Below are 22,485 nucleotides of genomic sequence, written 5' to 3' on the forward strand. Positions count from 1 at the left end.
CGCCGGGCGTCACACGCCGGGCAGTGTCAGGCATGCCTCGAAGCCGCCATGTCGAGGATGCCGAAAGTGCAGCTCGCCCCCGGCAAGCTCGGCGATGGCAACAACGATCGCCAGCCCCAGCCCGCTTCCCGGTGTGCTCGACCGACGCCAGAAGCGCTCGGTCATGTGCGCCAGCTCGGCCTCGGGCAGGCCCGGGCCCTCGTCATGCACGCGCCAGGCGATCCAGGTGGCGGCCTCCGCGGCCCGTTCCGGTTGCGCCACATCGACCTCCAGCGTCACGGGCGTCCCGGTCGGGCCATGCTTGAGCGCATTGTCGAGCACGTTGCGCAGGGCGGTGACCGCCAGCTCCAGTGACATGTCCACACGTGCGTCCGGTAACACCGAGCAGACGTCGATGCGGGCCGGCGCCGAGGTGTCGTTGACGGCACGCCGCACGACCTCGGCCACGGACGCGCCGCTCGTCGACCGCACCCGGCCCTCTTCGATACGCGCCAGCGTCAGCAGCTGCTCGAGCGTGGCGGCCAAGCGCTGGGCTCCCTGCTCGGCATGCATCACGGCCTGATGAGTCGCCTCGCCCTCCACGCGCCGCGCGACCTGAAGGTGCGTCTTGACGGCGGTCAGCGGTGTCCGCAGCTCGTGCGCGGCAGCATCGGTGAAGCGCTGCTCGCGCTGAATGGCAGCACTCATGCGCGCCAGCAAGGCATTGAGCGTGGCGATCAACGGCTGCAGTTCACGGGGCAGGCCGCCGGACGCCACCGGCGAGAGATCGTCACGGTGCCGGCGACCCAGCGCCTCGCACCACCCGTCGAGCGGGCGCAAGGCACGCCGGGTTCCCCACCACAACACGCCGCCGCTGATGAGCAGCGCCACGACGAAAGGCACGATGACCACCGCGAGAATATCGCGCATCAGGCCGCGCCGTTCGGTCACGCGATCGGCGGTAGTGATGGTCACGCCGTCGTGCATCAGGGTGTAGACGCGCCAGTCCTGTCCCGCCCGGTGCCGATACGCATACCCCGGCTGAGCGACATCGAATACCGCCGTCATGTCCGTGTGGGTACGTGCCAGTACGCGGCCCTGTGCATCGCTCACCTGACAGGCGACTCCCTCGAGCGGTGCCACGAGGGACGCCTGCTGCATGCCGCTGGCTTCCCAGCTGTCTTCGGGCAGACGCGCCACCAGGCCGGCGACCATGTGCGCCGACTGAGCGAGGCGCCGATCGAGCGTGCGCTCCACCTCGTCGTTGAGGTCCCGCCACAGCCAGGCCGCCGCCAGGCTCCAGGTGGCCGTCAAGGTCACCCCGAGTATCACCAGCAAGCGCATCTTGAGACTCATCGCGACGCCACCGACGAGTCCTCCGTTCCCGCCAGGGCCTCGGGCGTGCCGAGACGGTATCCGAGACCCCGGACCGTCTCGATCACGGCCGGAGCCACTTTGCGGCGGAGATGATGAATGTGGACGTTGAGCGCATTGCTCTCCACCTCGTCGTCGAGGCCGTAGAGACTATCGCGCAGTTGATTCGCGCTCAGCACGCTGCCCGGCGACTGCAGGAAGGTCTCCAGCAGCACCAGTTCCCGCCGCGACAGCGTGACGGGCCGCCCCCGCCAGGTGACCTGGCGCGCCTGGGGATCGAACCGCAACGCTCCATGAACGATACACGGATGGGCCCGGCCGGCCGCACGCCGCAGCAACGCATGCAGTCGCGCCACCAGTTCGTCGAGATCGAAGGGCTTGACCAGATAATCGTCGGCACCGGCATCGAGCCCCGCGATGCGGTCGCTGATGGCATCGCGGGCGGTCAGCACCAGCACCGGCACGCGCTTGCCGGCCTCGCGCCATTCCTCGACCAGCGTCAACCCATCGCCATCGCGAAGGCCGCGATCGAGGACCACGATATCGCTCGCCACGACCTGCAGGGCATGACGCGCCGCTGCCATCGAGGCGACGGTGTCGACCGCCCACCCATGGCTTTCCAGCCCTGCGCGGATACCGGCCGCCACGAGCTCGTCGTCCTCGACGAGAAGCACATGCATGTACTGGCTCCTTTCAATGCCCCGGATTCATTCGTCGGGACAGCCACCACCCCGCTATCAACGTCACGACGAATGCCGCCAGCGGCCAGCTGAGTCCCGGAAGTGAGGCGACCGCCGGCCCCGGGCAATAGCCGGAGAGCCCCCAGCCGATGCCGAAGAGCGCCGCACCGCCCAGCAGACGGGTATCGAGGTCACGGCGGGTGGGCAGTTGAAACCGGGATTCGAACAGCGGCGTTTGGCGTCGCCAGACCAGCCGGTAACCGATGAAAGTGGTGACGACCGCACCGCCCAGCACGAAGACCAGGGTCGGATCCCAGTCGCCGGCCACGTCGAGGAAGCCGATGACCCGTGCCGGATCGGTCATGCCGCTGATCGCCAGCCCGAGCCCGAACAGCAGTCCTGCCACATATCCCGCCAGCGCTTTCATGCCGAGCCCCTCAGCAGGTGCCGCGCGACGAATACCGTCAGCATGGCGACCAGCACGAAGACGAGCGTCGCGGCCATCGACCGGGGCGAAAGCCGCGCCAGCCCGCAGACTCCGTGCCCGCTGGTGCAGCCACTGCCCAGCCCCGTGCCCAATCCGACCAGCAGGCCGGCCACCAGCATCGTCGTCAGCCCGCTCGCCGGAGCACCGATCGTTGCCCCGCTGTCGCCTGCCACATTGCCCCAGTCCACGCCGGACAGCATCAAGAGTCCCGGTCCGGAGACGAGGCCCAGCAGAAACGCCAGTCGCCAGGGCCTGTCCCCTCCGCGCTCGAAAATCAGCCCGGAGAGGATGCCGCTGATCCCGGCAATGCGTCCCAGCAGCCCCATCAGGAGTGTGGTGGAAAGACCGATCAGGACGCCGCCCAATGCCCCTTGCAACCAACCCATCGTTTCCATCTCGTGTCCTCGTGGCGTTGTCGCCACCAGAGTTGTCTCAACCGGCTGTCGTCGAAGGCCCGGAGACGGCACGTCGATACCGGGGTGGCTCAGCGGCGATCGCGGCCATGCAGCCCGCACCGGTATCGAAGGTGCTCATGCAGAGGCGACTGATGCATGGCGCGCCAGTCCCGTTGGCCGGGCCGTGACCAGTGGTACCTCTCAGTCCCAGGCCGCGCCTTCCAGCGCATTGAGCGGTATCTTCAGATAGCGCTTGCCGTTGCTCTCCGGCTCGGGAAGCCGCCCGCCGAGGATGTTGACCTGCAATGCGTGCAGGATCAGCTTCGGCATGGGCAGCTCGCTGTCGCGGCGGTTGCGCAGTTCGACGTACTCGGCTTCGCTGCTCTCGCCGAGCCGATGCTTGTTGTGCTCACGCTGCTCGCGCACGGTGCTTTCCCACTGCGGTTCGCGTCCGTCAGGCATGTAGTCGTGGCCGGTGAACAGGCGCGTCTCGTCGGGCAGCGCCAGGATCGCCTGGATCGAGTGCCACAGCTGATGCGCGCTCCCGCCGGGAAAGTCGGCGCGGGCGGTACCGAAATCGGGCTGGAACAGGGTGTCGTGAACGAAGGCGGCATCGCCGATCACGTAGGTGATCGAGGCCAGCGTGTGACCCGGCGAGTGCATCACGCGGCAATCGATCTCGCCCAGCGTGAAGGTATCCCCGTTGTCGAAGAGCCGATCCCACTGGCTGCCGTCGTCCTTCAGATCCGGCCAGTTGTAGATGGCCTTCCACAGCGCCTGTACCTGGGTCACCGGCCGGCCGATGGCGGTGGGCGCGCCGGTTTTCTCGTGCAGATAATGGGCGGCGGAAAAGTGATCCGCGTGCGGGTGGGTATCCAGAATCCAATCGATCTCGAGCCCTTCGCGCTCGACATACGCCAGCAACTCGTCGGCCTGATGGGTCGCCGTGGCGCCGGACTTCTCGTCGAAGTCGAGCACCGGATCGATGATCGCGCAGTGCCGCGTGGCGGGGTCACTGACGACATACTGAATGCTGAAGGTACGCGGGTCGAAAAAGCCTGCGACATCCGGCTGGCCGGACCTCTTTCCGCGTGACAAGGCAAAGGTTTTCATTGCGTCCGTCATCGCCTCCTGGGTGCCTGAACGTTTGGCTCAGGATAACGCATGCAAGGTTCTAACATTATACTTTTTTAGCATATGAGATCGCGGCACGTGTTGTCCTGCTATAAGTGTCGGCAATAACGGTCGACATGACAGCGGGAAGTCCCTGAAAGCGCCTGAGCTGGCGCAGGGAACGCCAGGAGTGGGGGATGCACAAAAACAAAAAGGAATATAAAATGTTGCTATTATTCTCTATCGGACTATTTACGCTACACTCACCCTGGTACGACGCGTCACGGTGCCCGACGCGTCATTTCCGGCACTGCGTCCTTCGCCTTATCCGTTAGGAGCCGACCATGACACTGAGCCAAATCGCCAAACATGCCCTGACCGGCCTTGCCTTGAGCGCGTTCGCCGCGACGGCGCATGCCGACACCCTGCGTGTCGGCATGTCGGGCGGTTACTACCCCTTTACCTTCGTCGAGCAGGATGAGCTGAAAGGCTTCGAGGTCGACGTCATGAACGCCGTGGGTGAGCAGACCGGCGACGAAATCGAATTCGTCACCGCGAGTTTCTCGGGACTGGCGGGCATGCTCGATTCCGGGCGCATCGATACCATCGCCAACCAGATCACCATCACCCCCGAGCGCCAGGCCAAATACGCCTTCACGCAGCCCTATGTGTATGACGGGGCACAGGTCGTGGTGCGCGAGGGCAACGACGCCATCCAGGGCGTCGAGGACCTCAAGGGCAAGACGGTAGCGGTCAACCTCGGTTCCAACTACGAGCAGTTGCTGCGCGAACTGCCCTACGCGGACGAGATCGACATCAAGACCTACGACTCCAACATCGAGCAGGATGTCGCCCTGGGGCGCGCCGACGCCTTCGTCATGGACCGGGTCAGCGCTACCCAGGTAATCAAGGACAAGCCATTGCCGCTGCAGCTCGCCGGCAAACCGTTCTCGCGTATCGAAAACGCCCTGCCCTTCCGTGACAACGAAGACGGACGCGCCCTGCGCGACCGCGTCGATGACGCTCTCGCCGAGCTGCGCGAGGACGGCACGCTGACGCAAATCTCAGAGAAGTGGTTCGGTACCGACATCACCCAACCATGATGCCATGCTCCACGCCGCGGCCGAGACGATCCTCGGCCGCGTGCTTTCAGGCGACCCGATCATGCAAGCTCTCGACCTCGACTACATGCTGGGGCTGCTGCCCATCCTGCTGAGCTACCTGCCGTTAACGCTGGAAATGGCCGCTGCCGGAATGGTCGCAGCGCTGGTACTCGCCTGTCTGCTGGCCATCGTGCGCGTGCAGCGCACGCCGGGACTCAACGCCCTGGCCATGCTGTTCATCTCCTTCTTTCGCGGTACACCGCTGCTGGTGCAGCTGTTCCTGTTCTATTACGGCTTGCCGCAGCTGTTGACGTTCCTCGTCGCCATCAACGGCATCACCGCCACCATCCTCGGGCTGACCCTGCACTTCTCGGCCTACATGGCGGAATCGATCCGCGCCGCCATCGTCGGCGTCGACCGCAGCCAGACCGAGGCGGCGCTGTCCATCGGCATGACCCAGGGGCAGCTCATGCGACGCATCGTGCTTCCCCAGGCGACGCGCGTGGCCACACCCACGCTGATGAACTATTTCATCGACATGATCAAGGCCACGTCCCTGGCATTCACGCTGGGCGTCACGGAGCTGATGGGCGCGACGCAGAAAGAGGCGGCAGGCAGCTTCCTCTATTTCGAGGCGTTCCTGATGGTGGCCGTCATCTACTGGGTGGTGGTGGAACTCTTGTCCTGGCTGCAGCGGCGGATGGAAAAACGTCTCAATCGGGCCTATCAACGATGATCGCACTCAACGGCATTACCAAGCGCTTCGGCGCGCATACCGTCTTCGAGAACATCGACCTCGAGCTGGAACGGGGCGAGATCATCGTCATCATCGGCCCCTCGGGGACGGGCAAGTCGACGCTGCTGCGCTGCATCAATTACCTGGAGGCACCCGACGCCGGGCGCCTCACGGTGGGCGATCTCATCCTCGATGCCAGACACGCCACGCGCCAGGAGATTCTCGCGCTACGCCGGCGCACGGCCTTCGTGTTCCAGAACTATGCGTTGTTCGCCAACAAGACGGCGCTGGACAACATCTGCGAAGGCATGATCGTCGTCGACGGGCTGCCCAAGGCCCAGGCGCATGCCCGCGGTCGCGAGATCCTCGAACGCATCGGTCTCGCCGACAAGGCGGACGCATACCCGGCATCGCTCTCCGGGGGCCAGCAACAGCGCGTGGGCATCGGACGCGCCATGGCCGCCAAGGCGGAGGTCATCCTCTTCGACGAGCCCACTTCCGCCCTCGACCCCGAGTGGGTCGACGAAGTGCTTGCCCTGATGAAGCAGCTCGCCCTGGAGCGCCAGACCATGATCGTGGTCAGCCACGAGATGCAATTCGCCCGTGACGTGGCCGACCGGGTGGTGTTCATGGACGAGGGTCGCATCATCGAACAAGGCCCGCCCGGCGAGCTTTTCACCAACCCTCAGGACGAACGCACGCAACGCTTTTTGCGCAAGGTGCTGGCCAGCAACCCGATCTGACGCATGCCTCGCGGGTCAGACCTGGCCCTGATTGTCCAGCTCCACGGCCTCGTACATGCGCTCCTTGAGGTCATGGATCGCCGCCCCCACGCGGTTCCAGCTGGGAATGAAGGGCTTGTCGCGGGGCGATTCGAGAAACGAGGCGCCCGCCTCGAGGATGTTGGCGGTGAAAAGCTCCACGGCCTGTTCCTCGCTGTGACGATCGAGCGACAGACCGTTCATGCGCGCGTCGTTGTCGTAGGCCTCGATCAGATCCAGCGCGGTGCGATAGTAGGTTGCCTTGATGGTGCGGAAGGTCTCGGAGTGGATGGGCACGCCCAGTGTCGCCAGCTTGCGGAACATGGCCTTGGCGATATCCAGGCTCATGCGGTTGAGGCCGCCGCTGGGATCGTCCTGGGAGACGGGCTGATGCTTGTGATCGTAGGCATCGGCGATGTCCACCTGGCACAGCCGCTTGGTCGAGTGGTTGCGATGAACCTCCGACAGCACGCCGATCTCCAGCCCCCAGTCGCTGGGAATGCGGATGCCGTCGAGCACATCGGCGCGCATCGAGAACTCTCCCGAGAGCGGATAACGATAGCTGTCCAGATATTCCAGGTACGGCAGCGGCCCGAAGACCATCTTCAGCGCACGGATCAGCGGGGTCACCATCAGCCGCGCGACACGCCCGTTGAGCTTGCCGTCGGCCACCCGCGAGTAATAGCCCTTGCAGAATTCGTAGTTGAACTGCGGATTGGCGACCGGATACAGCAGGCGTGCCAGCATGCCCCGGTCATAGGTCACGATGTCGCAATCGTGCAGCGCCACCGCCGACGTGCGCGCGGAGGCCAGCACGTAACCGCTGCAATACCAGACGTTGCGCCCCTTGCCGGGCTCCTGCGGGGCCAGGTCGAGCGCGCTCAGCTCGGCATCCAGCGCCGACAGACGCGGGCCATCGTTCCACAGGATGCGGTGATGCTGCGGCAGGCGCGAGAAGAACTCGCGGGCACGCAGGAACTGGTCGCGGTCGGCACGATCCAGCCCGATCACGATTTCCGAGAGGTAGGGCACCTGCGCCAGCTCGTCGACAATGTTCGATAGCGCCGGCCCCTCGAGTTCGGAGAACAGCGAGGGCAGGATCAACCCCATCGGGCGGCGTCGGGAAAATCGCAGCAGATCGGATTCCAGTGCCTCCACCGGACGCTGGGTCAGGTTATGGAACGTGGTGACAATGCCGTTTTGATAGAAGTCGCTCATCGTGCGGTCCCCTCCCTGGGTGACGTGTCCCAGCGCGTGCGCCACCAGTCGGCGATGCCCTCGGCCCAGCCTTCCGGGCCGGGCTGCCGGGTGCGAAAGAGCGGCACCTCGGTGGCGACGTTCACCGTCGCACCATGCTTGCCGCGTACCAGAATCGGATGATCGACCGCCTCGAGCAGGCTGATATCGTTGGGGCCATCGCCGAGCCCCACGGTGCCGGGCGTGGTCCCTCGCAATGCCGTATAGCGCTCGACCAGCCAGCGTACCGCCTGACCCTTGTCCACCGCCCCCATGACATGCCAGAAGCGCCCGCCCCGGGTCAGCCGCAAGCCATCGCTCTCCAGGGCCCGCCGGAAGCGGGCCAGCGCGGCCTCGTCGTCGTCCCATATCAACGGCTCGCTGCCTTCGCGGGCCAGCGCCTGGCGGGCCTTGTCGGCACTCAACGCGGTCAATTCGCAGATCGTGTCGAGCGATAGTTCGCCCATGCCGCGAAAGCGCACGTCCAGGCGATCGCGCAGCACCGCCAGGCGCCGCCGGATGAAGCCGATGTCCAGTGACGGCGTCTTGACGATCAGCCCATCCGGCGCGGCAGGGTCGCGATCCAGGCGAGCGTGCTGCCAGCTTGCCGGCAGCCCGATCACCGCGCCGTTCTCGGCGATGAACGGGGTCGCCTCGAGCCCCAGATCGTCACGCAGGGAAAGCAGTTCCTGGCGGGTCTTGCTGGTCGTGGGAATGACCGCGATACCGGCCTCGGCAAGCCGAGCCAGCCAGGCGGCGGCAGGCTGCCACGTATAGCTGTCATGATCGAGCAGCGTGCCATCCAGATCGGTGAACACCAGCCACGGCGACCGCGAAACCGTTTGCGTCATGAGCCTCTCCCCTTGGCGCCACGCCACCTGTCGCGGTGACATACTGGTGACGTTAGCACGGATCATGCCATCTGCACGTCAGCCCCTGCAGATAAAGGGCCGAGGGCAGACGGCTGGGGGCCGACTGCGGGGCATGAGCGCCCCGGCGACACGCCCATGCCCCAGCGTGGCACAGGGCGCGCACCACGATGGGGCATGGGAAGCTCGTCAGGGTGAGACGGCGATCAGGCGTGATGACGCGCGGCGATCATGGCCAGCCCCGCCAGGGTCGCCGCATCGCTATCCAGGGGCGTGACCTCGAGGCCGGCCATGTTCAGCGCAAGCGTGTAAGGCGTGCGCAATGCCTCGGCACCGATCAGCAGCAAGCGCTCGAGATCGGGCCGGGTGGTGCGCATGGCGCGGACTTCCTCGCCGATCAGGACCCCGGACAGGAAGCTGCCCACCTGGCCGGCGGCAAGCCCTTGGTACAGATGCCGGCTACGCGCCTCGAACAAGGCATGCAGGACTCCGTCCTCGCTCTGGGCCCGCGCCACGCCCTGGCGGAAGGCCGCTTCATCGAACGGCGCCTCGTCTCGCGCGGGCTCGCCCGGCAGGGTATGGAATCGCACCGCGTGATACAGCTCGCCGGTCATCAGGGTGGTGAAGGCGGTCAGGCGACCATCGCGCAATCGCGCCCATTTGCTGTGCGTTCCCGGCAGGCAGCAATCGGCATCCAGCGTGTCGGCCAGCGCCAGGGCGCCGAATGCCTGGACTTCCTCGCCGCGCATGACATCGCAGTGCGTATCGTCGACCTGCTTGACGCCCGGCACGATCCAGGTGTTTTCCAGCCCCGGGGCGGCCACGACATGGGCGGCCAGATCCGCGTCCGTGACGGGCAAGTCGAGCTGCGGCGCTTCGCTCCAGCCCCGCTTGGAGCCCACCATGCCGGCGAGATACACCGGCACGCGCCCTCCTTCCCGCCAGTCGCCGACCTGCGCCTGGCAGTAATGCGGGAACTCGGCGGTCGCCAAAGCCTTGAGCCCTGCCTCGCTGCGCCGCGTCTCGAGGCAGGCGCCGCTTTGCCGATCCACCAGGAACGCCCGGAAGTTGCTGGTCCCCCAGTCGATGACGATCAGCCGTTCATTGGCGCTCATTGATCGCCCTCGTGCTCGAACAGCTCGGTCATGGTATGGAGCTCTTCGAGGCGCCGCCACTCGGCGACGAGTTCGCGTGCGATCTTGCCCACCTCGGCGGCACTACGACCGGGCCGATAGAGATTGCTCCCGAAGCCGAACCCGCGAATGCCCATGCCATGCCAGTCGGACATGTTGCTCTTGTCGATGCCACCCACGGCGAACACCGGCAGCTCGGGTGGCAAAATGGCACTGATATCCTTGAAATACCCGGTACCCAGGCGGCCGGCCGGGAAAAGCTTGAGCGCCTTGGCACCGGCACGCGCGGCACTCAGCGCTTCACTTGGCGTCATGCAGCCGACCAGCGGCGCCAGGCCCTGCTCGATCCCGGCACGGATCACCTCGGGGTCGCTGTTGGGGGTGACCATCAACGGCGCTTCGAGCCGCGCCAGTTGGGCCGTGTCCTCGGCGGTCAATACCGTACCGGCGCCCACCAGCACGTGCTCGGGGCAACGCGCCGCCACTTTCTCGATGCTCTTCCACGGCATGGGGGAGTTGAGCGGAATCTCGATCATGCGAAACCCCGCCGCCACCAGGGCATCGAAGACTTCCTCGACCTCCTCGGGACGCACGCCGCGCAGAATCGCCACCAGGGGCAGTGCATCGAGCGCCGCGTCAAACGCGGCCTGCTGAGTCTCGTTCATAATATCTCCTTAGCGTGCGGGCAATGGGCCCATCCGCTTCATCCATACCGGGTTGCGACAATGCTGGCCAGCCCTCGTGCACGTCGCGACGAACGCCTCGTCGCGCTTCCCCGCGTGCGGAGCCTTCCGCCATCCGCTCGGCCCTCATTCTAGGCGAACGGCCCCGACCGCCCCATCTTGTAGAACAATATCGCCTTTATGTCCGACATAGGATTCAGCAATCCCCCACGTTGCGCCTTTATACTTTGGTCGGCAACTCCGCGACCCAGGACGCGACACCGCAAGGCATGCGGCCTGGCAGGGGCGAGGAAGAAGCGCCTTGCCGCTCGTGTCGCTCCCGGATCCCGGCATGAGCATCACCGGCAATCGCCCGTCACGAGGTCGGCCGTGCTCTGCTGATACTGGCGAGGTGTCATGCCTTTCAGTTCACGAAAATGCCGGTTGAAGTTGGAAAGGTTGTTGTAACCGACCTGGAAGCAGATATCGGCAATGGACTGCCGGCCTTCGAGCAACAGCTGGCAGGCATGACCGATACGGATCCGCCGCAGAAAGGCGACGAAGGTGTCGCCCGTGGCATGCTTGAAGAAGCGCGAAAAGCTGGAAGGGCTCATGCCGTTGCGCGCTGCCAGCGCCGACATGCGCAACTCTTCGTGAAAGTGGTCGTGGATATAGCGCAGGATGGCGTCGACCTGGGCGGAGGAAACGCCCGTGGCCTCCAGGCCGTATTCGCGGCTGGACAGGGTCGCGTAATCGCACTGCGATAGGCCGCGCAAAATGGTCAGCATGGTCAACAGCCTTCCGGCATGGTCCTGTTCCCCCATGGTGATCAGCAGCTCGCCACAGCGTGTCGCTTCCTCGCCCTGAAACGCCACGCCTTGCCTCGAGTCCTCGATGAGCGTCGACAGGCAATTGAGTTCCGGACAAAGCGCCATCATGTGCTCGAGCCACTCGCCCTTGAACTGGAGAACGACATCGCGCCCCTTGATGACGGACCTTGAATCGTCCGGATCGCTCAACCAGGCATGCGGAACGTTCGGGCCCACCAGCACTAAATTACCAGGCCCGAATCGCCCGATATAATCACCCACGAAATAATTCCCTTCCGAATAACGGATGAGATGCAATTCATACTCGGGGTGATAATTCCAGCGGGCGATGGGTGCGGGAAAATCGTGGCAGTGCCAGTAGAAACTGAACTTCGGGTCCTGGCTGATGCTCTCGAAGACAGGCGCACCAAGACGAGTATCGTTGAGCTGCGCAGCGATCATGAGTTATCGGTGCCTCTTTCGACTATGCCCCTGTGCAAGGCGTCAGCAAACGCCTTCCACTCCAGACGCTTCATTGTCTTCAAATAAAGCGGTTCGTCGGCCTTTCTTGTTCCCGTCTCGATTTATACTTTGGTCACAACCTCTCTTCGTCAGCCACCCAGACAAATGTCAGGTCGAATCTAAAAACACTGTGGGAACAAATATTTATATATTCGCAGAAAAAGGCCTGCAAAAAAGTATCATTCCCTCGAAAATTATAGCCTAGCCGCTTTTCCAGCGTGACGCGTAGCTTCATTGCCAAGCCCCTGGCGAGTCGGGCCCATCGCTTCGAAGCCCCCTCGCCCATTTTCAACACGACTCGAGGCACGCGCCATGAAAGCCAAAGCCCTGGTGCTGGAAAAGCAACGCGAGCTGTCATTACGTGACATTGATCTGCCGGATCAGCTAGGGCCGGACGACGTGCGCATCCGCATACACACCGTGGGCATATGCGGCAGCGACGTGCACTACTATACCCATGGCCGGATCGGTCCCTTCGTGGTGCGAGAGCCCATGGTGCTCGGCCATGAAGCGTCCGGCGTGATCACCGAAGTCGGCAGCCATGTCAGCCACCTCAAGGTAGGCGAGCGGGTGTGCATGGAACCCGGGATTCCCGACCCCACCTCGCGCGCCGCCAAGTTGGGCGTCTACAACGTCGATCCCGGCGTGCGCTTCTGGGCCACCCCACCGGTGCACGGCTGCCTGACCCCCGAAGTCATCCACCCGGCAGCCTTCACCTTCGCCCTGCCCGATTCGGTCTCCTTCGCCGAGGGGGCGATGATCGAGCCGTTCGCCATCGGCATGCAGGCGGTGGTCAAGGCGCGCATGCAGCCGGGCGATGTCTGCGTCGTCACCGGCGCCGGACCGATCGGTCTGATGGTCGCCCTGGCAGCCCTGGCGGGAGGGGCCAGCGAAGTGCTGGTCTCCGATCTGGTCGAGGAGAAGCTGGCGATCGCCGGGCGCTACGCCGGCATCACCCCGGTCAATGTCTCGCGGGAATCCCTGCGGGCAGCCGTCGACCGGCGCTGCGGCGAGGACTGGGGCGCCGACGTGGTGTTCGAGGCCAGCGGCAGCCCCCGGGTCTACGACGATGTGCTGGCCTGCACGCGTCCCGCCGGCGCGATCGTGCTGGTGGGCATGCCCGTCGAGCCGGTCACTTTCGACATCGTCTCGGCACAGGCCAAGGAGTTACGCATCGAGACCGTCTTCCGCTACGCCAACGTCTACGATCGGGCGATCGATCTGATCGCTGCGGGCAAGGTCGATCTCAAGCCGCTGATCAGCGAGACCTTCGACTTCGACGAGAGCATCACTGCGTTCGAGCGTGCCGCGAGCGCACGACCCCATGACGTCAAGCTGCAGATCACGCTTGACGCCTGACCTCGCCAGCCCAGAAAGCACACTGGACCTGAACCTACCAAGAGGTGAACAACAATGACCCAGTTCAAGCGTCGCGACATACTGAAAGGAATAGGGGGACTCGCCGGCCTGTCGTTGATGGGGGCGGGATCGCTGCGTACGGCCCTGGCCCAGGGCATGGCCAGCGACGAGGCCTGGAAACAGGCCAGTGGCACCACCATCCAGTTCATCTCCGAGAACACCCCGCCGACCACGGCGATCGCCGCCAACCTGGCGTCGTTCCAGGAGCTCACCGGCATCACCGTCAACATCACCGAGATGCAGCTGGGCGCGCTGGTCCAGAAGGTCGCGCTGGACTTCGGCGCCGGACGCAGCTCCTTCGACGTGATCTACGCCGACCCCTACCAGGTGCTCGCGCCCTACCATCGCGGCCTGGTGGACCTCAATCGGTTCATCAACGACGACCAGCAGCCGGTCGTGCCCAAGGGCATCGAGGACTTCATTCCCTCGCAGCTGGCCGCCGCCGGCCGTTTCGAGGACCGGGAAAGCCTCTATACCCTGCCCTACGACTGCCCGACGATGATCTGGATCTATCGCCGCGACCTGTTCGAGAAATACCGCGACCAGATGCGGCAGGATCTCGGCTTCGATCCGATGCCCTCGGACAGCACCACCTGGGAGCAGTACTACCAGATTGCCGAGTGGTTCAGTAACGGCAACGCCAGCGAGGTCAAGTACGGCACCGGCCATCAGGCCCAGCAGTACGACTCGCTGATGTGCGACTTCTCCAACGTGCTGTTCGCCTATGGCGGCGACTACTTTGCCAACGGTCAGCAGGTCGGCCTGCTCGGCACCGACGCCCCCGGCGCCTGTCAGTTGACCAGCGACGCCGCGCTGGAAGCCGCGCGCTTCTATCAGAAGCTGCTCAAGGTCGCTCACCCCGGCAGCACCAGCTGGGACTGGACCGGCGTCGCCAACGCCTTCCAGAACGGCGAGTTCGCGATGATGCCCGAGTGGCACGAGTTCGCCGGCTCTCTGGAAAGTTCCGACCTCCAGGGCAAGATCGGCTACGCCCCGCTGCCCAAGGGGCCGGCGCGCAGCTCCAACCTGTGGGGCGGTACGGGCATCGGCATCAATGCCAACGCCTCGGCCGAAAAACAGAAGGCGGCCTGGCTGTTCCTGGTCTGGGCGACCTCGCCGCAGACCCAGTTGATGGGCCTGAAGAGCACGGTCGGCGGTGGCACACCCACGCGCCAGTCGGTCTACGACATGCCGGAGGTCAAGGCCGCCAGCACCCCGCCCACCGACATGCCCAACATGCTCACGGCGGATACCATGCTGACCGCCTGGCAGGATGACTACATCGGCCTGCGGCCCAAGATCGCCCAGTGGAACGAGGTCGACACGGTGATCTTCACCGAGCTCTCCAAGATGCTCGCGGGCCAGATGTCTCCCGAGGAAACCATGCAGAGCGCCAAGCAGCGCATCGACCGCATCGTGGGGGCATGACGCATGGCGCTGCTGACCGGAAAACCCTCGGCGCGACGACAGGGATTCGAGCTGGCGATGATGTCGCCAGCCCTTTTCCTGCTCGCCCTGATCACGCTGGTTCCGTTCTTCTCGATCATCTGGATGAGTTTCAACGACGTCAGCCTGATGGGCGGGCTGGCCTTCGAGTTCTCGGGCCTCGACAACTGGCAGCGGGTGTTCACGGACCCGGACATCCGTTCCAGCTGGCTGATCAGCCTGGTCTACTTCCTGGCCACGGTGGGCCTGGAGATGGTCATCGGCACGGTGATGGCGCTGCTGGTCTACAGCCTGACCCGGGGCAGCAACATCATCATCTCGCTGCTGTTGATCCCGATGTTCATCGCCCCGGTGATCGTCGGGCTGCTCGGGCGCTTCATGCTCGACCCCAGCCACGGCCTGTATGCCTGGATGCTCAATGAAAGCGGCCTGTTCGACGGCAACATCCTGGGCAGCGTCGGCTCCGCGATGGTCGCGGTCATCCTCATGGACGTCTGGGAATGGACGCCGCTGGTCGCGCTGATCGTCCTGGCGGGGCTCACCTCGGTGCCGGAGGACGTGCTCGAGGCGGCCGAGATGGATGGCGCCCGATACGGCCAGAAGCTGCTCTACATCATCCTGCCGTCGATCTCCAACATCCTGCTGGTGGCGCTGCTGATCCGTGCCATGGATGCGATCCGTTTCTTCGCGATCATCTTCATCACCACCAACGGCGGGCCCGCGGACTCCACCAAGATCATCCCCATTCGGCTCTACGACATCGCCTTCCGGTTCTTCGACCTGGGCTATGCCGCTGCCGTGGGCATCACCATGCTGGTGTTCTCGATCATGGTCGCCACGGCGTTCACGAAACTGCTCAAACGCCAGGAGAAAGCCTCATGACCGCCTCCAAGCGCTGGCTTCCCCTTACGTTCAAGATCGCCCTGCTGACGCTACTGCTGCTGTGGACGCTGATACCGATCGTCTGGATGGTGCTGTCTTCCTTCAAGCCGAACACCATCATCACCGCCGATATCCCCCAGGTCTTCTTCACACCGACCCTGGAGCACTACGTCTCGCTGTTCAGCAGTGGCAACAGCCTCTGGCCCTACCTGCTCAACAGCCTGTTCATCGCCGGGACCTCGACGCTGATCGCCGTGGTGCTCGGCTGCATGGCCGGCTTCGGGCTGTCGCGGATCCGTATCAAGGGCAAGCAGCATCTGGCGTTCTGGATCATCAGCACCCGCATGGCGCCGATCGCGGCGGTGATCGTGCCGCTGTACCTGCTGTTCCGCTACCTCTATCTGCTGGATACCCACGCCGGCCTGATCGTCGCCTACCTGAGCTTCAACCTGCCCTTCGCCATCTGGCTGATGACCGCATTCTTCGACGACCTGCCGCCCGACCTGGAAGAGGCGGCGATGATCGACGGTGCCACCAAGTTCCAGGCGTTCCGCCACGTGGTGCTGCCGTTGATGACGCCGGGACTGGTGACGACCGCCATCCTGTGTTTCATCTTCGCCTGGAACGACTACGCCTTCGCCCAGACGTTCTCCGGCCCCAGCACCCAGACGATTCCCATCGCCGCGGCACAGTTGCTGACCCAGACCGGCATCGACTGGGGCAAGCTGCTGGCGATCGGCACCATCGTGGTCTGCCCGATGGCGATCGCCGGGCTGCTGGTCAAGCGCTGGCTGGTCCAGGGGCTGACCCTGGGCGCTGTGAAATGACCGATCCCACGACAACGCTTCTACAACGGACAGGGAGACAACCATGAACGTGATGTCGCAGTTCGACCTGAGCGGCAAGGTCGCCGTCGTCACCGGCGGCAACGGCGGGCTCGGGGAGGCGTTCGCCCATGCGCTGGCCGAGGCCGGCGCGGCGGTTGCCATCGCCGCCCGTGGGCATGAGCGCAGCCTGGAAGTGGTCAAGGCCCTGGAGGACGCCGGGCACCGCGCCATGGCGGTGGAGGTCGACATTACCCAGCCCGAGGCGGCGGACGCCCTGCTCGACGAGGTCGAAGCCAGCCTCGGCCCGGTCGATGTCTTCCTCAACAACGCCGGCGCCTGCCACCATGCCCCCGCGCTGGACGTCACGCCCGAACGCTGGCGCGAGATCTTCGACATCAACGTCCACGGGCTGTGGTACTGCGCCCAGGCCGCCGGCCGGCGGATGCAGTCGCGCGGCGGCGTGATCATCAACATCGGCTCGATCTCGGCGATGATCGTCAACCGCCCACAGATGCAGCCCGCCTACAACGCCTCCAAGGCCGCCGTGCACCAGCTGACCAAGTCGCTGGCCGCCGAATGGGCACCGTACGGCATCCGCGTCAACGCACTGGCCCCCGGTTACGTCAAGACCGCGATGGCGCCGGTCGACGATCCCAAGTTCAAGCCGCGCTGGATCGACGACGCGCCCATGCAGCGCGCCGCCACCCCCGAGGAGCTCGGTCCCACCATCGTCTACATGGCCAGCAACGCCTCGAGCTTCATGACCGGCTCCATCGTCGTCGTGGATGGCGGCTATACCCTCTGGTAACCGCCACGCGAGTCCCCCCACCGATCCTCAACACCAGGAAACCGCCATGGCAACGCTACAACTCGACAACATCGTCAAGGACTTCGGCGGCACCCAGGTCATCAAGGGCGTCGACCTCGAGGTCAAGGACCGCGAATTCGTGGTCTTCGTCGGCCCCTCGGGCTGCGGCAAGTCGACCCTGATGCGGATGATCGCCGGGCTCGAGAGCACCACCAGCGGCGAGATCGCCATCGACGGCCAGCGCGTCAACGAGGTTGGGCCCGCCGACCGCGGCCTGGCGATGGTCTTCCAGAGCTACGCGCTCTACCCGCACATGACCGTCGAGGACAACATGGGCTTCAGCCTGCGCCTGGCCAAGGTGCCCAAGGCCGAGCGCCGCGAGAAGGTCCTCGCCGCCGCGCGCATCCTGCAGCTCGAGCCCCTGCTCGACCGCAAGCCCCGCGCACTGTCCGGCGGCCAGCGTCAGCGCGTGGCGATCGGGCGGGCGATCGTGCGCAACCCCAGCATCTTCCTGTTCGACGAACCGCTGTCGAACCTGGACGCGGCGCTGCGCGTGCAGATGCGCATCGAACTGGCGCGGCTCCACGAGGAGCTCGACGCGACGATGATCTACGTCACCCACGACCAGATCGAGGCCATGACCATGGCCGACAAGATCGTCGTGCTGCAGGACGGCGTGGTCGAGCAGATCGGCTCGCCGATGGAGCTCTACCACCACCCGCGCAACCGCTTCGTGGCCGGCTTCATCGGCTCGCCGAAGATGAACTTCCTGGAGGTCGAGGTGCGCGGCGCCGACGCCGAGGGGGTCGACGTGGCGCTGCCCGGCGGCGACTGCCGGGTGCCGGTCGCGGGCGACGGCGTCAGCGCCGGCGACACGCTGACGCTGGGCATCCGTCCCGAGCACCTGGTGCTCGACGAGGCGGGACCGCTGACGGGCCGGATCCAAGTCATCGAACGTCTCGGCGGCGTCACCTCACTGTATCTCGAGCACGGCGACAGCGAGTGGATCCTGGTCGCCGACGGCAACGTCGCGCATCGCGTGCACGACGAGGTGCGCTTCACCTTCGCCCCGGCCTGCGCGCACCTTTTCACTGCCGATGGCCTGGCCCTGGCGCACCTGACGCGCCACCCGCTGGCCGATATCGACCGCAAGGAAAATCGCGCCTCGTTTGCCTGATGGCAGGCGCGAAGCATCGATTGCTCACTGATATCTCACCAGGACATAGCGGCAGCATCACGCGCGTCCTGCCGCCTTACCACTCGGCGATGGAGCCGTCGTCATGCGTCCACACCGGGTTGCGCCAGCGGTGGCCGACCTTGGCACGTTCCTCGACGAAGGCTTCGTCGATCTCCACCCCGAGCCCGGGGCCCTCGGGAATCGCGCAGAAGCCATCCTTGATGGTCAACGCCGACTTGTCGACCAGGTAATCCAGTACGTCGTTGTCACGGTTGTAGTGGATTCCCATGCTCTGCTCCTGGATGAAGGCGTTGTGGTTCACCGCATCTACGTGCAGCGACGCGGCCAGCGTCAGCGGTCCCAGCGGACAATGCGGAGCCAGCGCGACGTCGAAGCACGAAGCCAGCGTGGCGATCTTCATGCCCTCGCTGATCCCCCCGCAGTGCGAGAGGTCCGGCTGAATGATATCGACCATGCCCTCGGCCAGCAGGTCACGGAACTGAAAGCGCGTGTGCAGGCGCTCGCCGGTGGCGATGGGATAGCCCAGACCGGTGGCGATGTGCTTGAGACTCGGCAGATGCTCGGGCAAGACCGGCTCTTCGACGAACATCGGGTGATAGGGCTCGAGCTCGCGCAGCAGGGCCTTGGCCATCGGCCGGTGCACGCGGCCATGGAAATCGATGGCGATGCCCACGTCCGGGCCAACCGCTTCACGAGCCTCGGCGACACGCGCCACCGCTTCGTCTACCTTGCGATGCGAGTCGACGATCTGCATTTCCGGCGTCCCGTTCATCTTGAACGCCGTGAAGCCCTGATCGACCAGTGCCTTGGCACCCGAACCCACATCGCTGGGCCGATCGCCGCCGGTCCAGGCGTACATGCGCATCTTGTCGCGCACCTTGCCGCCCAGCAGTTGATGCACCGGTACGCCCAGGTCGCGCCCCTTGAGGTCCCACAGGGCCTGGTCGATCCCCGCGATGGCGCTCATCAGGATCGGCCCGCCGCGATAGAACCCGGCACGGTACAGGGTATTCCACAGATGCTCGATGCGGTGCGGGTCCTGGCCGACAAGATAGTCAGCCAGTTCGTGCACTGCCGCCTCGACGGTCGCCGCACGGCCTTCCACGACCGGCTCGCCCCAGCCGTAGCATCCCTCATCGGTCTCGATCTTGAGGAACAGCCAGCGCGGCGGCACCTGCCAGGTCTTGAGCTGGGTAATCTTCACGAGGGGTCTCCTTGCCAATGAGAAAAAACCGGATCCAACGCCGGCATCGAGGCCGGATCCGTGTCGATGCCCAGATCCTGGCCCGTGCGTTCGAGCACCGCCAGGGCACAGGCGCGCGCCCGCTCGGGTTGACGCAGACGAATCGCCTCCATCACCTGGCGATGACGCTCCATGCTGTCGGCGAGTTCGTCGGCACTCTGGTTGGTGCGCTGGACCAGCACCGTGATCGTGGGCCTCAGCACATGGCTGAGCTGCGTCCACACCACGTTGTGGGTGGCCGCGAAGATGGCTTCATGGAACGCCACGTCGTAGTCGTCGTGCGAGCGCCCTTCCCAGCAGTGATCGGGCGTCTCCAGGCTGCGGGCCATGCCGTCGTAGGCCTGTTCGATGGCCAGCAGGTCGGTGGCCGTCGCCGCGCTGGCCGCCAGAAACGCCACGAACGGCTCGACCGCCACACGGAAGGCGTATATTTCACGCTGAAAACGCGGGTTGGGCTCGGCGTAGCGCGCCATCCATTCGGTGACACGCGGGTCGAGCATGTGCCATTGAGTCAACTCCCGCACCCGCGTGCCCTGTCCGGAAATGCGCACCAGCAAGCCCGCCGAGACCAGGTTCTGCAAGACGCTACGTACCGTCGAGCGACTGACGCCGAAGGTCTCGCAAAGATCCAGTTCGCGGGGTATCAAGTCGCCGGGAGCATAGCGACCGCTGAAGATCGCCTCGGCCAACGACTCGGCGATATCCGGGCGCGCCGTCGACGCGGAAAGAGATGATGGACACATGTACGGCTCCGCCTGCCTTGTTGGACAAATTTACCTTTATGTCCGACATAGAATCCAGCATTCGTGTCCATCATGCCTTTAGACATTGGTGGATAGCGCTCTGGCCGCGCACTAGACGCCGCGCAGCTCCGCCGCCGAGCACGGCGCCTCCCGATCAGGTACCGCATGACAGCGCCATAGCATCATCCTGCGCGCGCCCAGCCAGCACAGACGAAAATCCCCCCGCCGTCACGATGGACAACGGGGGGATACGACAGACGCTACGTTTTCACCGATCGATGCGCAAGGCTGCGCCGGAAAAGCGATGTCAGGCCTAGGCATTGCCTGAAAACTGTCTGCGCTCGGTCATACTGCGTTAAAAATCAGCTCAATATGCTCATTTACAACCCGTAAACTGGTGCGCCAGCCCGGTCCGTTTTCGCTGATTTTTGCCTTGTCTGACCTTCGCTCGCCGATTTTTCAGACAGTGCCTAGCGATACACCGGCAAGCGCGCGCAGACGGCCTCGACCTTGGCCTTGACGTCGGCTTCGGCCTGGCTGGCATCGCCCTGCTGCATGGCGTCGAGGATGTCGCAGATCCAGCCGGCGAGGTCAGCGCATTCACTCTCGCCGAAGCCGCGTGTGGTCACGGCAGGCGTGCCGATACGCAGCCCGGAGGTCACGAACGGGCTCTGCGGGTCGTTGGGCACGGCGTTCTTGTTGACGGTGATGTGGGCGCGACCCAGGGCGGCGTCCGCATCCTTGCCGGTCAGGCCCTGCTTGACCAGCGACAGCAGGAAGAGGTGGTCTTCGGTGCCGCCGGAGACGACGTCATAGCCGCGCTCGATGAACACACCGGCCATGGCCTTGGCATTGTCGATCACCTGCTGCTGGTAGGCCTTGAAGTCGGGCTCCATCGCTTCCTTGAAGCAGATCGCCTTGGCGGCGATGACGTGCATCAGCGGACCGCCCTGGCTACCGGGGAACACGGCGGACTGGAACTTCTTCTCGATCTCGGCGTTGTTCTCGGCGGAGAGAATCAGGCCACCGCGCGGACCGCGCAGGGTCTTGTGCGTGGTGGTGGTGACCACGTGGGCATGCGGCAGCGGGCTCGGGTAGACACCTGCCGCCACCAGACCGGCGATATGCGCCATGTCGACCAGCAGGAACGCGCCCACGTCATCGGCGATCTCGCGGAAGCGCGCCCAGTCGATGACCTGGGAATAGGCCGAGAAGCCCGCGATGATCATCTTCGGCTGGTGTTCGCGCGCCAGACGGGCGACCTCGTCGTAATCGATCAGGCCGTTTTCGTCGAGACCGTACTGCACGGCGTTGTAATGCTTCCCGGAGAAGTTGGGCTTGGCGCCGTGGGTCAGGTGACCGCCTGCGTCGAGGCTCATGCCCAGCACGGTATCACCGGGCTTGACCAGCGCCTGGAACACCGCGCCGTTGGCCTGGGAGCCGGAATGCGGCTGCACGTTGGCGTAGGTCGCGCCGAACAGTTCCTTGGCATATTGAATCGCCAGGTCCTCGACGACGTCGACATGCTCGCAACCACCGTAGTAACGCTTGCCGGGATACCCTTCCGCGTACTTGTTGGTGAGCTGGGTCCCCTGGGCCTGCATGACACGCGGGCTGGCATAGTTCTCGGAAGCGATCAGCTCGATGTGCGCTTCCTGACGGCCCACTTCCTGCTGCATGGCGTCCCACAGGGCATCATCGAAACCGGCAATCTGCATGTCACGGGTGAACATCGGCAAGAGTCCTCGAATCACGGAAGGTCAGCGCGGCGGGCGCCGCACGGGGTCAACGAGGCGCCATGATAGCGCAGCGCACGACGCCTTTCATATGAAAGGCAGTCATCCGTCGCTGCATGATTTCTCATGGTCGCTTTAGGATCGCTCAAGAACGCGCACGATGGTCAAAACCCCACGCGGCGATGAAGGAATTCATCTTCTGCGTTTCGTCTTCGCGGACTACAGTGGCCGTGCTCGCCGACAATGCGTCGGCGGATGAAGGAATGCACGGGGCATGGACGCCCGCTTATCGACAATGCCCTGCACGTTTGGTCCTGCCCCGCC

The 22,485-nt window shown here is 64.8% G+C and carries 22 protein-coding genes; 9 read left to right on the forward strand and 13 right to left on the reverse strand.

Features of this window, described 5'->3' with window-relative positions:
• Positions 1 to 9: 9 nt before the first annotated feature.
• The 5 genes from CSAL_RS13145 to CSAL_RS13165 form a co-directional block, all read right to left on the reverse strand.
• The gene (locus CSAL_RS13145; RefSeq protein WP_011507888.1) at positions 10 to 1,335 is read right to left on the reverse strand and encodes an ATP-binding protein; all 1,326 of its coding nucleotides are present in this window, start codon (positions 1,333 to 1,335) and stop codon (positions 10 to 12) included.
• Entirely contained in the window at positions 1,332 to 2,033 is a 702-nt protein-coding gene (locus CSAL_RS13150; protein ID WP_011507889.1) for a response regulator, read from the reverse strand. Before CSAL_RS13150 ends, CSAL_RS13145 begins: the two co-directional genes overlap by 4 nt.
• 13 nt (positions 2,034 to 2,046) lie before the next feature.
• Positions 2,047 to 2,460: a DUF6691 family protein gene (locus tag CSAL_RS13155; protein WP_011507890.1), complete on the reverse strand. Its 414-nt coding sequence runs from the start codon at positions 2,458 to 2,460 to the stop codon at positions 2,047 to 2,049.
• A complete protein-coding gene (locus tag CSAL_RS13160) occupies positions 2,457 to 2,915 on the reverse strand; it encodes a YeeE/YedE family protein (RefSeq protein WP_011507891.1) in 459 nt (152 codons plus the stop codon). The genes CSAL_RS13155 and CSAL_RS13160 overlap by 4 nt, the downstream gene beginning before the upstream one ends.
• 201 nt (positions 2,916 to 3,116) lie before the next feature.
• A complete protein-coding gene (locus CSAL_RS13165; RefSeq protein ID WP_043558560.1) occupies positions 3,117 to 4,028 on the reverse strand; it encodes an MBL fold metallo-hydrolase in 912 nt (303 codons plus the stop codon).
• A gap of 344 nt (positions 4,029 to 4,372) precedes the next feature.
• Here CSAL_RS13165 and CSAL_RS13170 point away from each other — a divergent pair, with 344 nt between their 5' ends.
• The 3 genes from CSAL_RS13170 (at position 4,373) to CSAL_RS13180 (ending at position 6,610) form a co-directional block, all read left to right on the forward strand.
• Positions 4,373 to 5,131 (forward strand): amino acid ABC transporter substrate-binding protein, encoded by a 759-nt coding sequence (locus tag CSAL_RS13170; RefSeq protein WP_011507893.1) that lies wholly within the window; start codon positions 4,373 to 4,375, stop codon positions 5,129 to 5,131.
• A 61-nt stretch (positions 5,132 to 5,192) separates the two neighbouring features.
• A complete protein-coding gene (locus CSAL_RS13175) occupies positions 5,193 to 5,867 on the forward strand; it encodes an amino acid ABC transporter permease (RefSeq protein ID WP_043559590.1) in 675 nt (224 codons plus the stop codon).
• Positions 5,864 to 6,610 (forward strand): amino acid ABC transporter ATP-binding protein, encoded by a 747-nt coding sequence (locus tag CSAL_RS13180; protein ID WP_011507895.1) that lies wholly within the window; start codon positions 5,864 to 5,866, stop codon positions 6,608 to 6,610. Before CSAL_RS13175 ends, CSAL_RS13180 begins: the two co-directional genes overlap by 4 nt.
• Before the next feature lie 15 nt (positions 6,611 to 6,625).
• On the opposite strand, the gene CSAL_RS13185 is transcribed toward CSAL_RS13180, so the two are convergent.
• The 5 genes from CSAL_RS13185 to CSAL_RS13205 all read right to left on the reverse strand — a co-directional run bounded on the left by CSAL_RS13185 (position 6,626) and on the right by CSAL_RS13205 (position 11,799).
• On the reverse strand, positions 6,626 to 7,846 hold the full coding sequence (locus CSAL_RS13185) for a glycosyltransferase family protein (protein ID WP_011507896.1): 1,221 nt from the start codon (positions 7,844 to 7,846) through the stop codon (positions 6,626 to 6,628).
• The gene (locus tag CSAL_RS13190) at positions 7,843 to 8,715 is read right to left on the reverse strand and encodes an HAD-IIB family hydrolase (protein ID WP_148266834.1); all 873 of its coding nucleotides are present in this window, start codon (positions 8,713 to 8,715) and stop codon (positions 7,843 to 7,845) included. The genes CSAL_RS13185 and CSAL_RS13190 overlap by 4 nt, the downstream gene beginning before the upstream one ends.
• Before the next feature lie 224 nt (positions 8,716 to 8,939).
• The gene (locus tag CSAL_RS13195; RefSeq protein WP_011507898.1) at positions 8,940 to 9,848 is read right to left on the reverse strand and encodes a 2-dehydro-3-deoxygalactonokinase; all 909 of its coding nucleotides are present in this window, start codon (positions 9,846 to 9,848) and stop codon (positions 8,940 to 8,942) included.
• Complete coding sequence (locus CSAL_RS13200) at positions 9,845 to 10,531, reverse strand: 2-dehydro-3-deoxy-6-phosphogalactonate aldolase (protein ID WP_011507899.1); 687 nt, start codon at positions 10,529 to 10,531, stop codon at positions 9,845 to 9,847. The genes CSAL_RS13195 and CSAL_RS13200 overlap by 4 nt, the downstream gene beginning before the upstream one ends.
• 356 nt (positions 10,532 to 10,887) lie before the next feature.
• Positions 10,888 to 11,799: a helix-turn-helix domain-containing protein gene (locus CSAL_RS13205; protein ID WP_011507900.1), complete on the reverse strand. Its 912-nt coding sequence runs from the start codon at positions 11,797 to 11,799 to the stop codon at positions 10,888 to 10,890.
• 372 nt (positions 11,800 to 12,171) lie between these two features.
• Between CSAL_RS13205 and CSAL_RS13210 the strand changes: the two genes are divergently transcribed.
• From CSAL_RS13210 to CSAL_RS13235, 6 genes are read left to right on the forward strand one after another with little or no spacing between them, the layout of a single operon-like run.
• Complete coding sequence (locus tag CSAL_RS13210; protein ID WP_011507902.1) at positions 12,172 to 13,218, forward strand: NAD(P)-dependent alcohol dehydrogenase; 1,047 nt, start codon at positions 12,172 to 12,174, stop codon at positions 13,216 to 13,218.
• 54 nt (positions 13,219 to 13,272) lie between these two features.
• On the forward strand, positions 13,273 to 14,706 hold the full coding sequence (locus CSAL_RS13215; protein ID WP_011507903.1) for an ABC transporter substrate-binding protein: 1,434 nt from the start codon (positions 13,273 to 13,275) through the stop codon (positions 14,704 to 14,706).
• Positions 14,707 to 14,709: 3 nt separating this feature from the next.
• Entirely contained in the window at positions 14,710 to 15,606 is an 897-nt protein-coding gene (locus tag CSAL_RS13220) for a carbohydrate ABC transporter permease (protein ID WP_050934541.1), read from the forward strand.
• Positions 15,603 to 16,433: a carbohydrate ABC transporter permease gene (locus CSAL_RS13225; protein WP_011507905.1), complete on the forward strand. Its 831-nt coding sequence runs from the start codon at positions 15,603 to 15,605 to the stop codon at positions 16,431 to 16,433. The genes CSAL_RS13220 and CSAL_RS13225 overlap by 4 nt, the downstream gene beginning before the upstream one ends.
• Before the next feature lie 43 nt (positions 16,434 to 16,476).
• The gene (locus CSAL_RS13230; protein ID WP_011507906.1) at positions 16,477 to 17,241 is read left to right on the forward strand and encodes an SDR family oxidoreductase; all 765 of its coding nucleotides are present in this window, start codon (positions 16,477 to 16,479) and stop codon (positions 17,239 to 17,241) included.
• 46 nt (positions 17,242 to 17,287) lie between these two features.
• Positions 17,288 to 18,418, forward strand: coding sequence for an ABC transporter ATP-binding protein (locus tag CSAL_RS13235; RefSeq protein ID WP_011507907.1), 1,131 nt, complete (start codon positions 17,288 to 17,290; stop codon positions 18,416 to 18,418).
• A 76-nt stretch (positions 18,419 to 18,494) separates the two neighbouring features.
• Here CSAL_RS13235 and dgoD read toward each other — a convergent pair whose 3' ends face one another.
• The 3 genes from dgoD to glyA form a co-directional block, all read right to left on the reverse strand.
• A complete protein-coding gene (dgoD, locus tag CSAL_RS13240; RefSeq protein WP_011507908.1) occupies positions 18,495 to 19,643 on the reverse strand; it encodes a galactonate dehydratase in 1,149 nt (382 codons plus the stop codon).
• Positions 19,640 to 20,425 (reverse strand): FadR/GntR family transcriptional regulator, encoded by a 786-nt coding sequence (locus CSAL_RS13245; protein WP_011507909.1) that lies wholly within the window; start codon positions 20,423 to 20,425, stop codon positions 19,640 to 19,642. Before CSAL_RS13245 ends, dgoD begins: the two co-directional genes overlap by 4 nt.
• 470 nt (positions 20,426 to 20,895) lie before the next feature.
• Positions 20,896 to 22,158, reverse strand: coding sequence for a serine hydroxymethyltransferase (glyA, locus tag CSAL_RS13250; protein ID WP_011507910.1), 1,263 nt, complete (start codon positions 22,156 to 22,158; stop codon positions 20,896 to 20,898).
• Positions 22,159 to 22,485: the final 327 nt, after the last annotated feature.

It is taken from the genome of Chromohalobacter israelensis DSM 3043 (assembly GCF_000055785.1).
Lineage (GTDB): Bacteria > Pseudomonadota > Gammaproteobacteria > Pseudomonadales > Halomonadaceae > Chromohalobacter > Chromohalobacter israelensis.

Excerpts from the sequence above, each read along its gene's own strand:
- CSAL_RS13170 (WP_011507893.1), top strand. The coding sequence starts at position 4,373 with ATGACACTGAGCCAAATCGCCAAACATGCCCTGACCGGCCTTGCCTTG.
- CSAL_RS13195 (WP_011507898.1), bottom strand. The coding sequence starts at position 9,848 with ATGAGCGCCAATGAACGGCTGATCGTCATCGACTGGGGGACCAGCAAC.
- CSAL_RS13245 (WP_011507909.1), bottom strand. The coding sequence starts at position 20,425 with ATGTGTCCATCATCTCTTTCCGCGTCGACGGCGCGCCCGGATATCGCC.
- CSAL_RS13180 (WP_011507895.1), top strand. The coding sequence starts at position 5,864 with ATGATCGCACTCAACGGCATTACCAAGCGCTTCGGCGCGCATACCGTC.
- CSAL_RS13220 (WP_050934541.1), top strand. The coding sequence starts at position 14,710 with ATGGCGCTGCTGACCGGAAAACCCTCGGCGCGACGACAGGGATTCGAG.
- CSAL_RS13235 (WP_011507907.1), top strand. The coding sequence starts at position 17,288 with ATGGCAACGCTACAACTCGACAACATCGTCAAGGACTTCGGCGGCACC.
- CSAL_RS13230 (WP_011507906.1), top strand. The coding sequence starts at position 16,477 with ATGAACGTGATGTCGCAGTTCGACCTGAGCGGCAAGGTCGCCGTCGTC.
- CSAL_RS13210 (WP_011507902.1), top strand. The coding sequence starts at position 12,172 with ATGAAAGCCAAAGCCCTGGTGCTGGAAAAGCAACGCGAGCTGTCATTA.
- CSAL_RS13225 (WP_011507905.1), top strand. The coding sequence starts at position 15,603 with ATGACCGCCTCCAAGCGCTGGCTTCCCCTTACGTTCAAGATCGCCCTG.
- CSAL_RS13150 (WP_011507889.1), bottom strand. The coding sequence starts at position 2,033 with ATGCATGTGCTTCTCGTCGAGGACGACGAGCTCGTGGCGGCCGGTATC.
- CSAL_RS13165 (WP_043558560.1), bottom strand. The coding sequence starts at position 4,028 with ATGAAAACCTTTGCCTTGTCACGCGGAAAGAGGTCCGGCCAGCCGGAT.
- CSAL_RS13145 (WP_011507888.1), bottom strand. The coding sequence starts at position 1,335 with ATGAGTCTCAAGATGCGCTTGCTGGTGATACTCGGGGTGACCTTGACG.
- CSAL_RS13185 (WP_011507896.1), bottom strand. The coding sequence starts at position 7,846 with ATGAGCGACTTCTATCAAAACGGCATTGTCACCACGTTCCATAACCTG.
- CSAL_RS13200 (WP_011507899.1), bottom strand. The coding sequence starts at position 10,531 with ATGAACGAGACTCAGCAGGCCGCGTTTGACGCGGCGCTCGATGCACTG.
- CSAL_RS13190 (WP_148266834.1), bottom strand. The coding sequence starts at position 8,715 with ATGACGCAAACGGTTTCGCGGTCGCCGTGGCTGGTGTTCACCGATCTG.
- CSAL_RS13205 (WP_011507900.1), bottom strand. The coding sequence starts at position 11,799 with ATGATCGCTGCGCAGCTCAACGATACTCGTCTTGGTGCGCCTGTCTTC.
- CSAL_RS13155 (WP_011507890.1), bottom strand. The coding sequence starts at position 2,460 with ATGAAAGCGCTGGCGGGATATGTGGCAGGACTGCTGTTCGGGCTCGGG.
- CSAL_RS13175 (WP_043559590.1), top strand. The coding sequence starts at position 5,193 with ATGCAAGCTCTCGACCTCGACTACATGCTGGGGCTGCTGCCCATCCTG.
- CSAL_RS13160 (WP_011507891.1), bottom strand. The coding sequence starts at position 2,915 with ATGGAAACGATGGGTTGGTTGCAAGGGGCATTGGGCGGCGTCCTGATC.
- CSAL_RS13215 (WP_011507903.1), top strand. The coding sequence starts at position 13,273 with ATGACCCAGTTCAAGCGTCGCGACATACTGAAAGGAATAGGGGGACTC.
- glyA (WP_011507910.1), bottom strand. The coding sequence starts at position 22,158 with ATGTTCACCCGTGACATGCAGATTGCCGGTTTCGATGATGCCCTGTGG.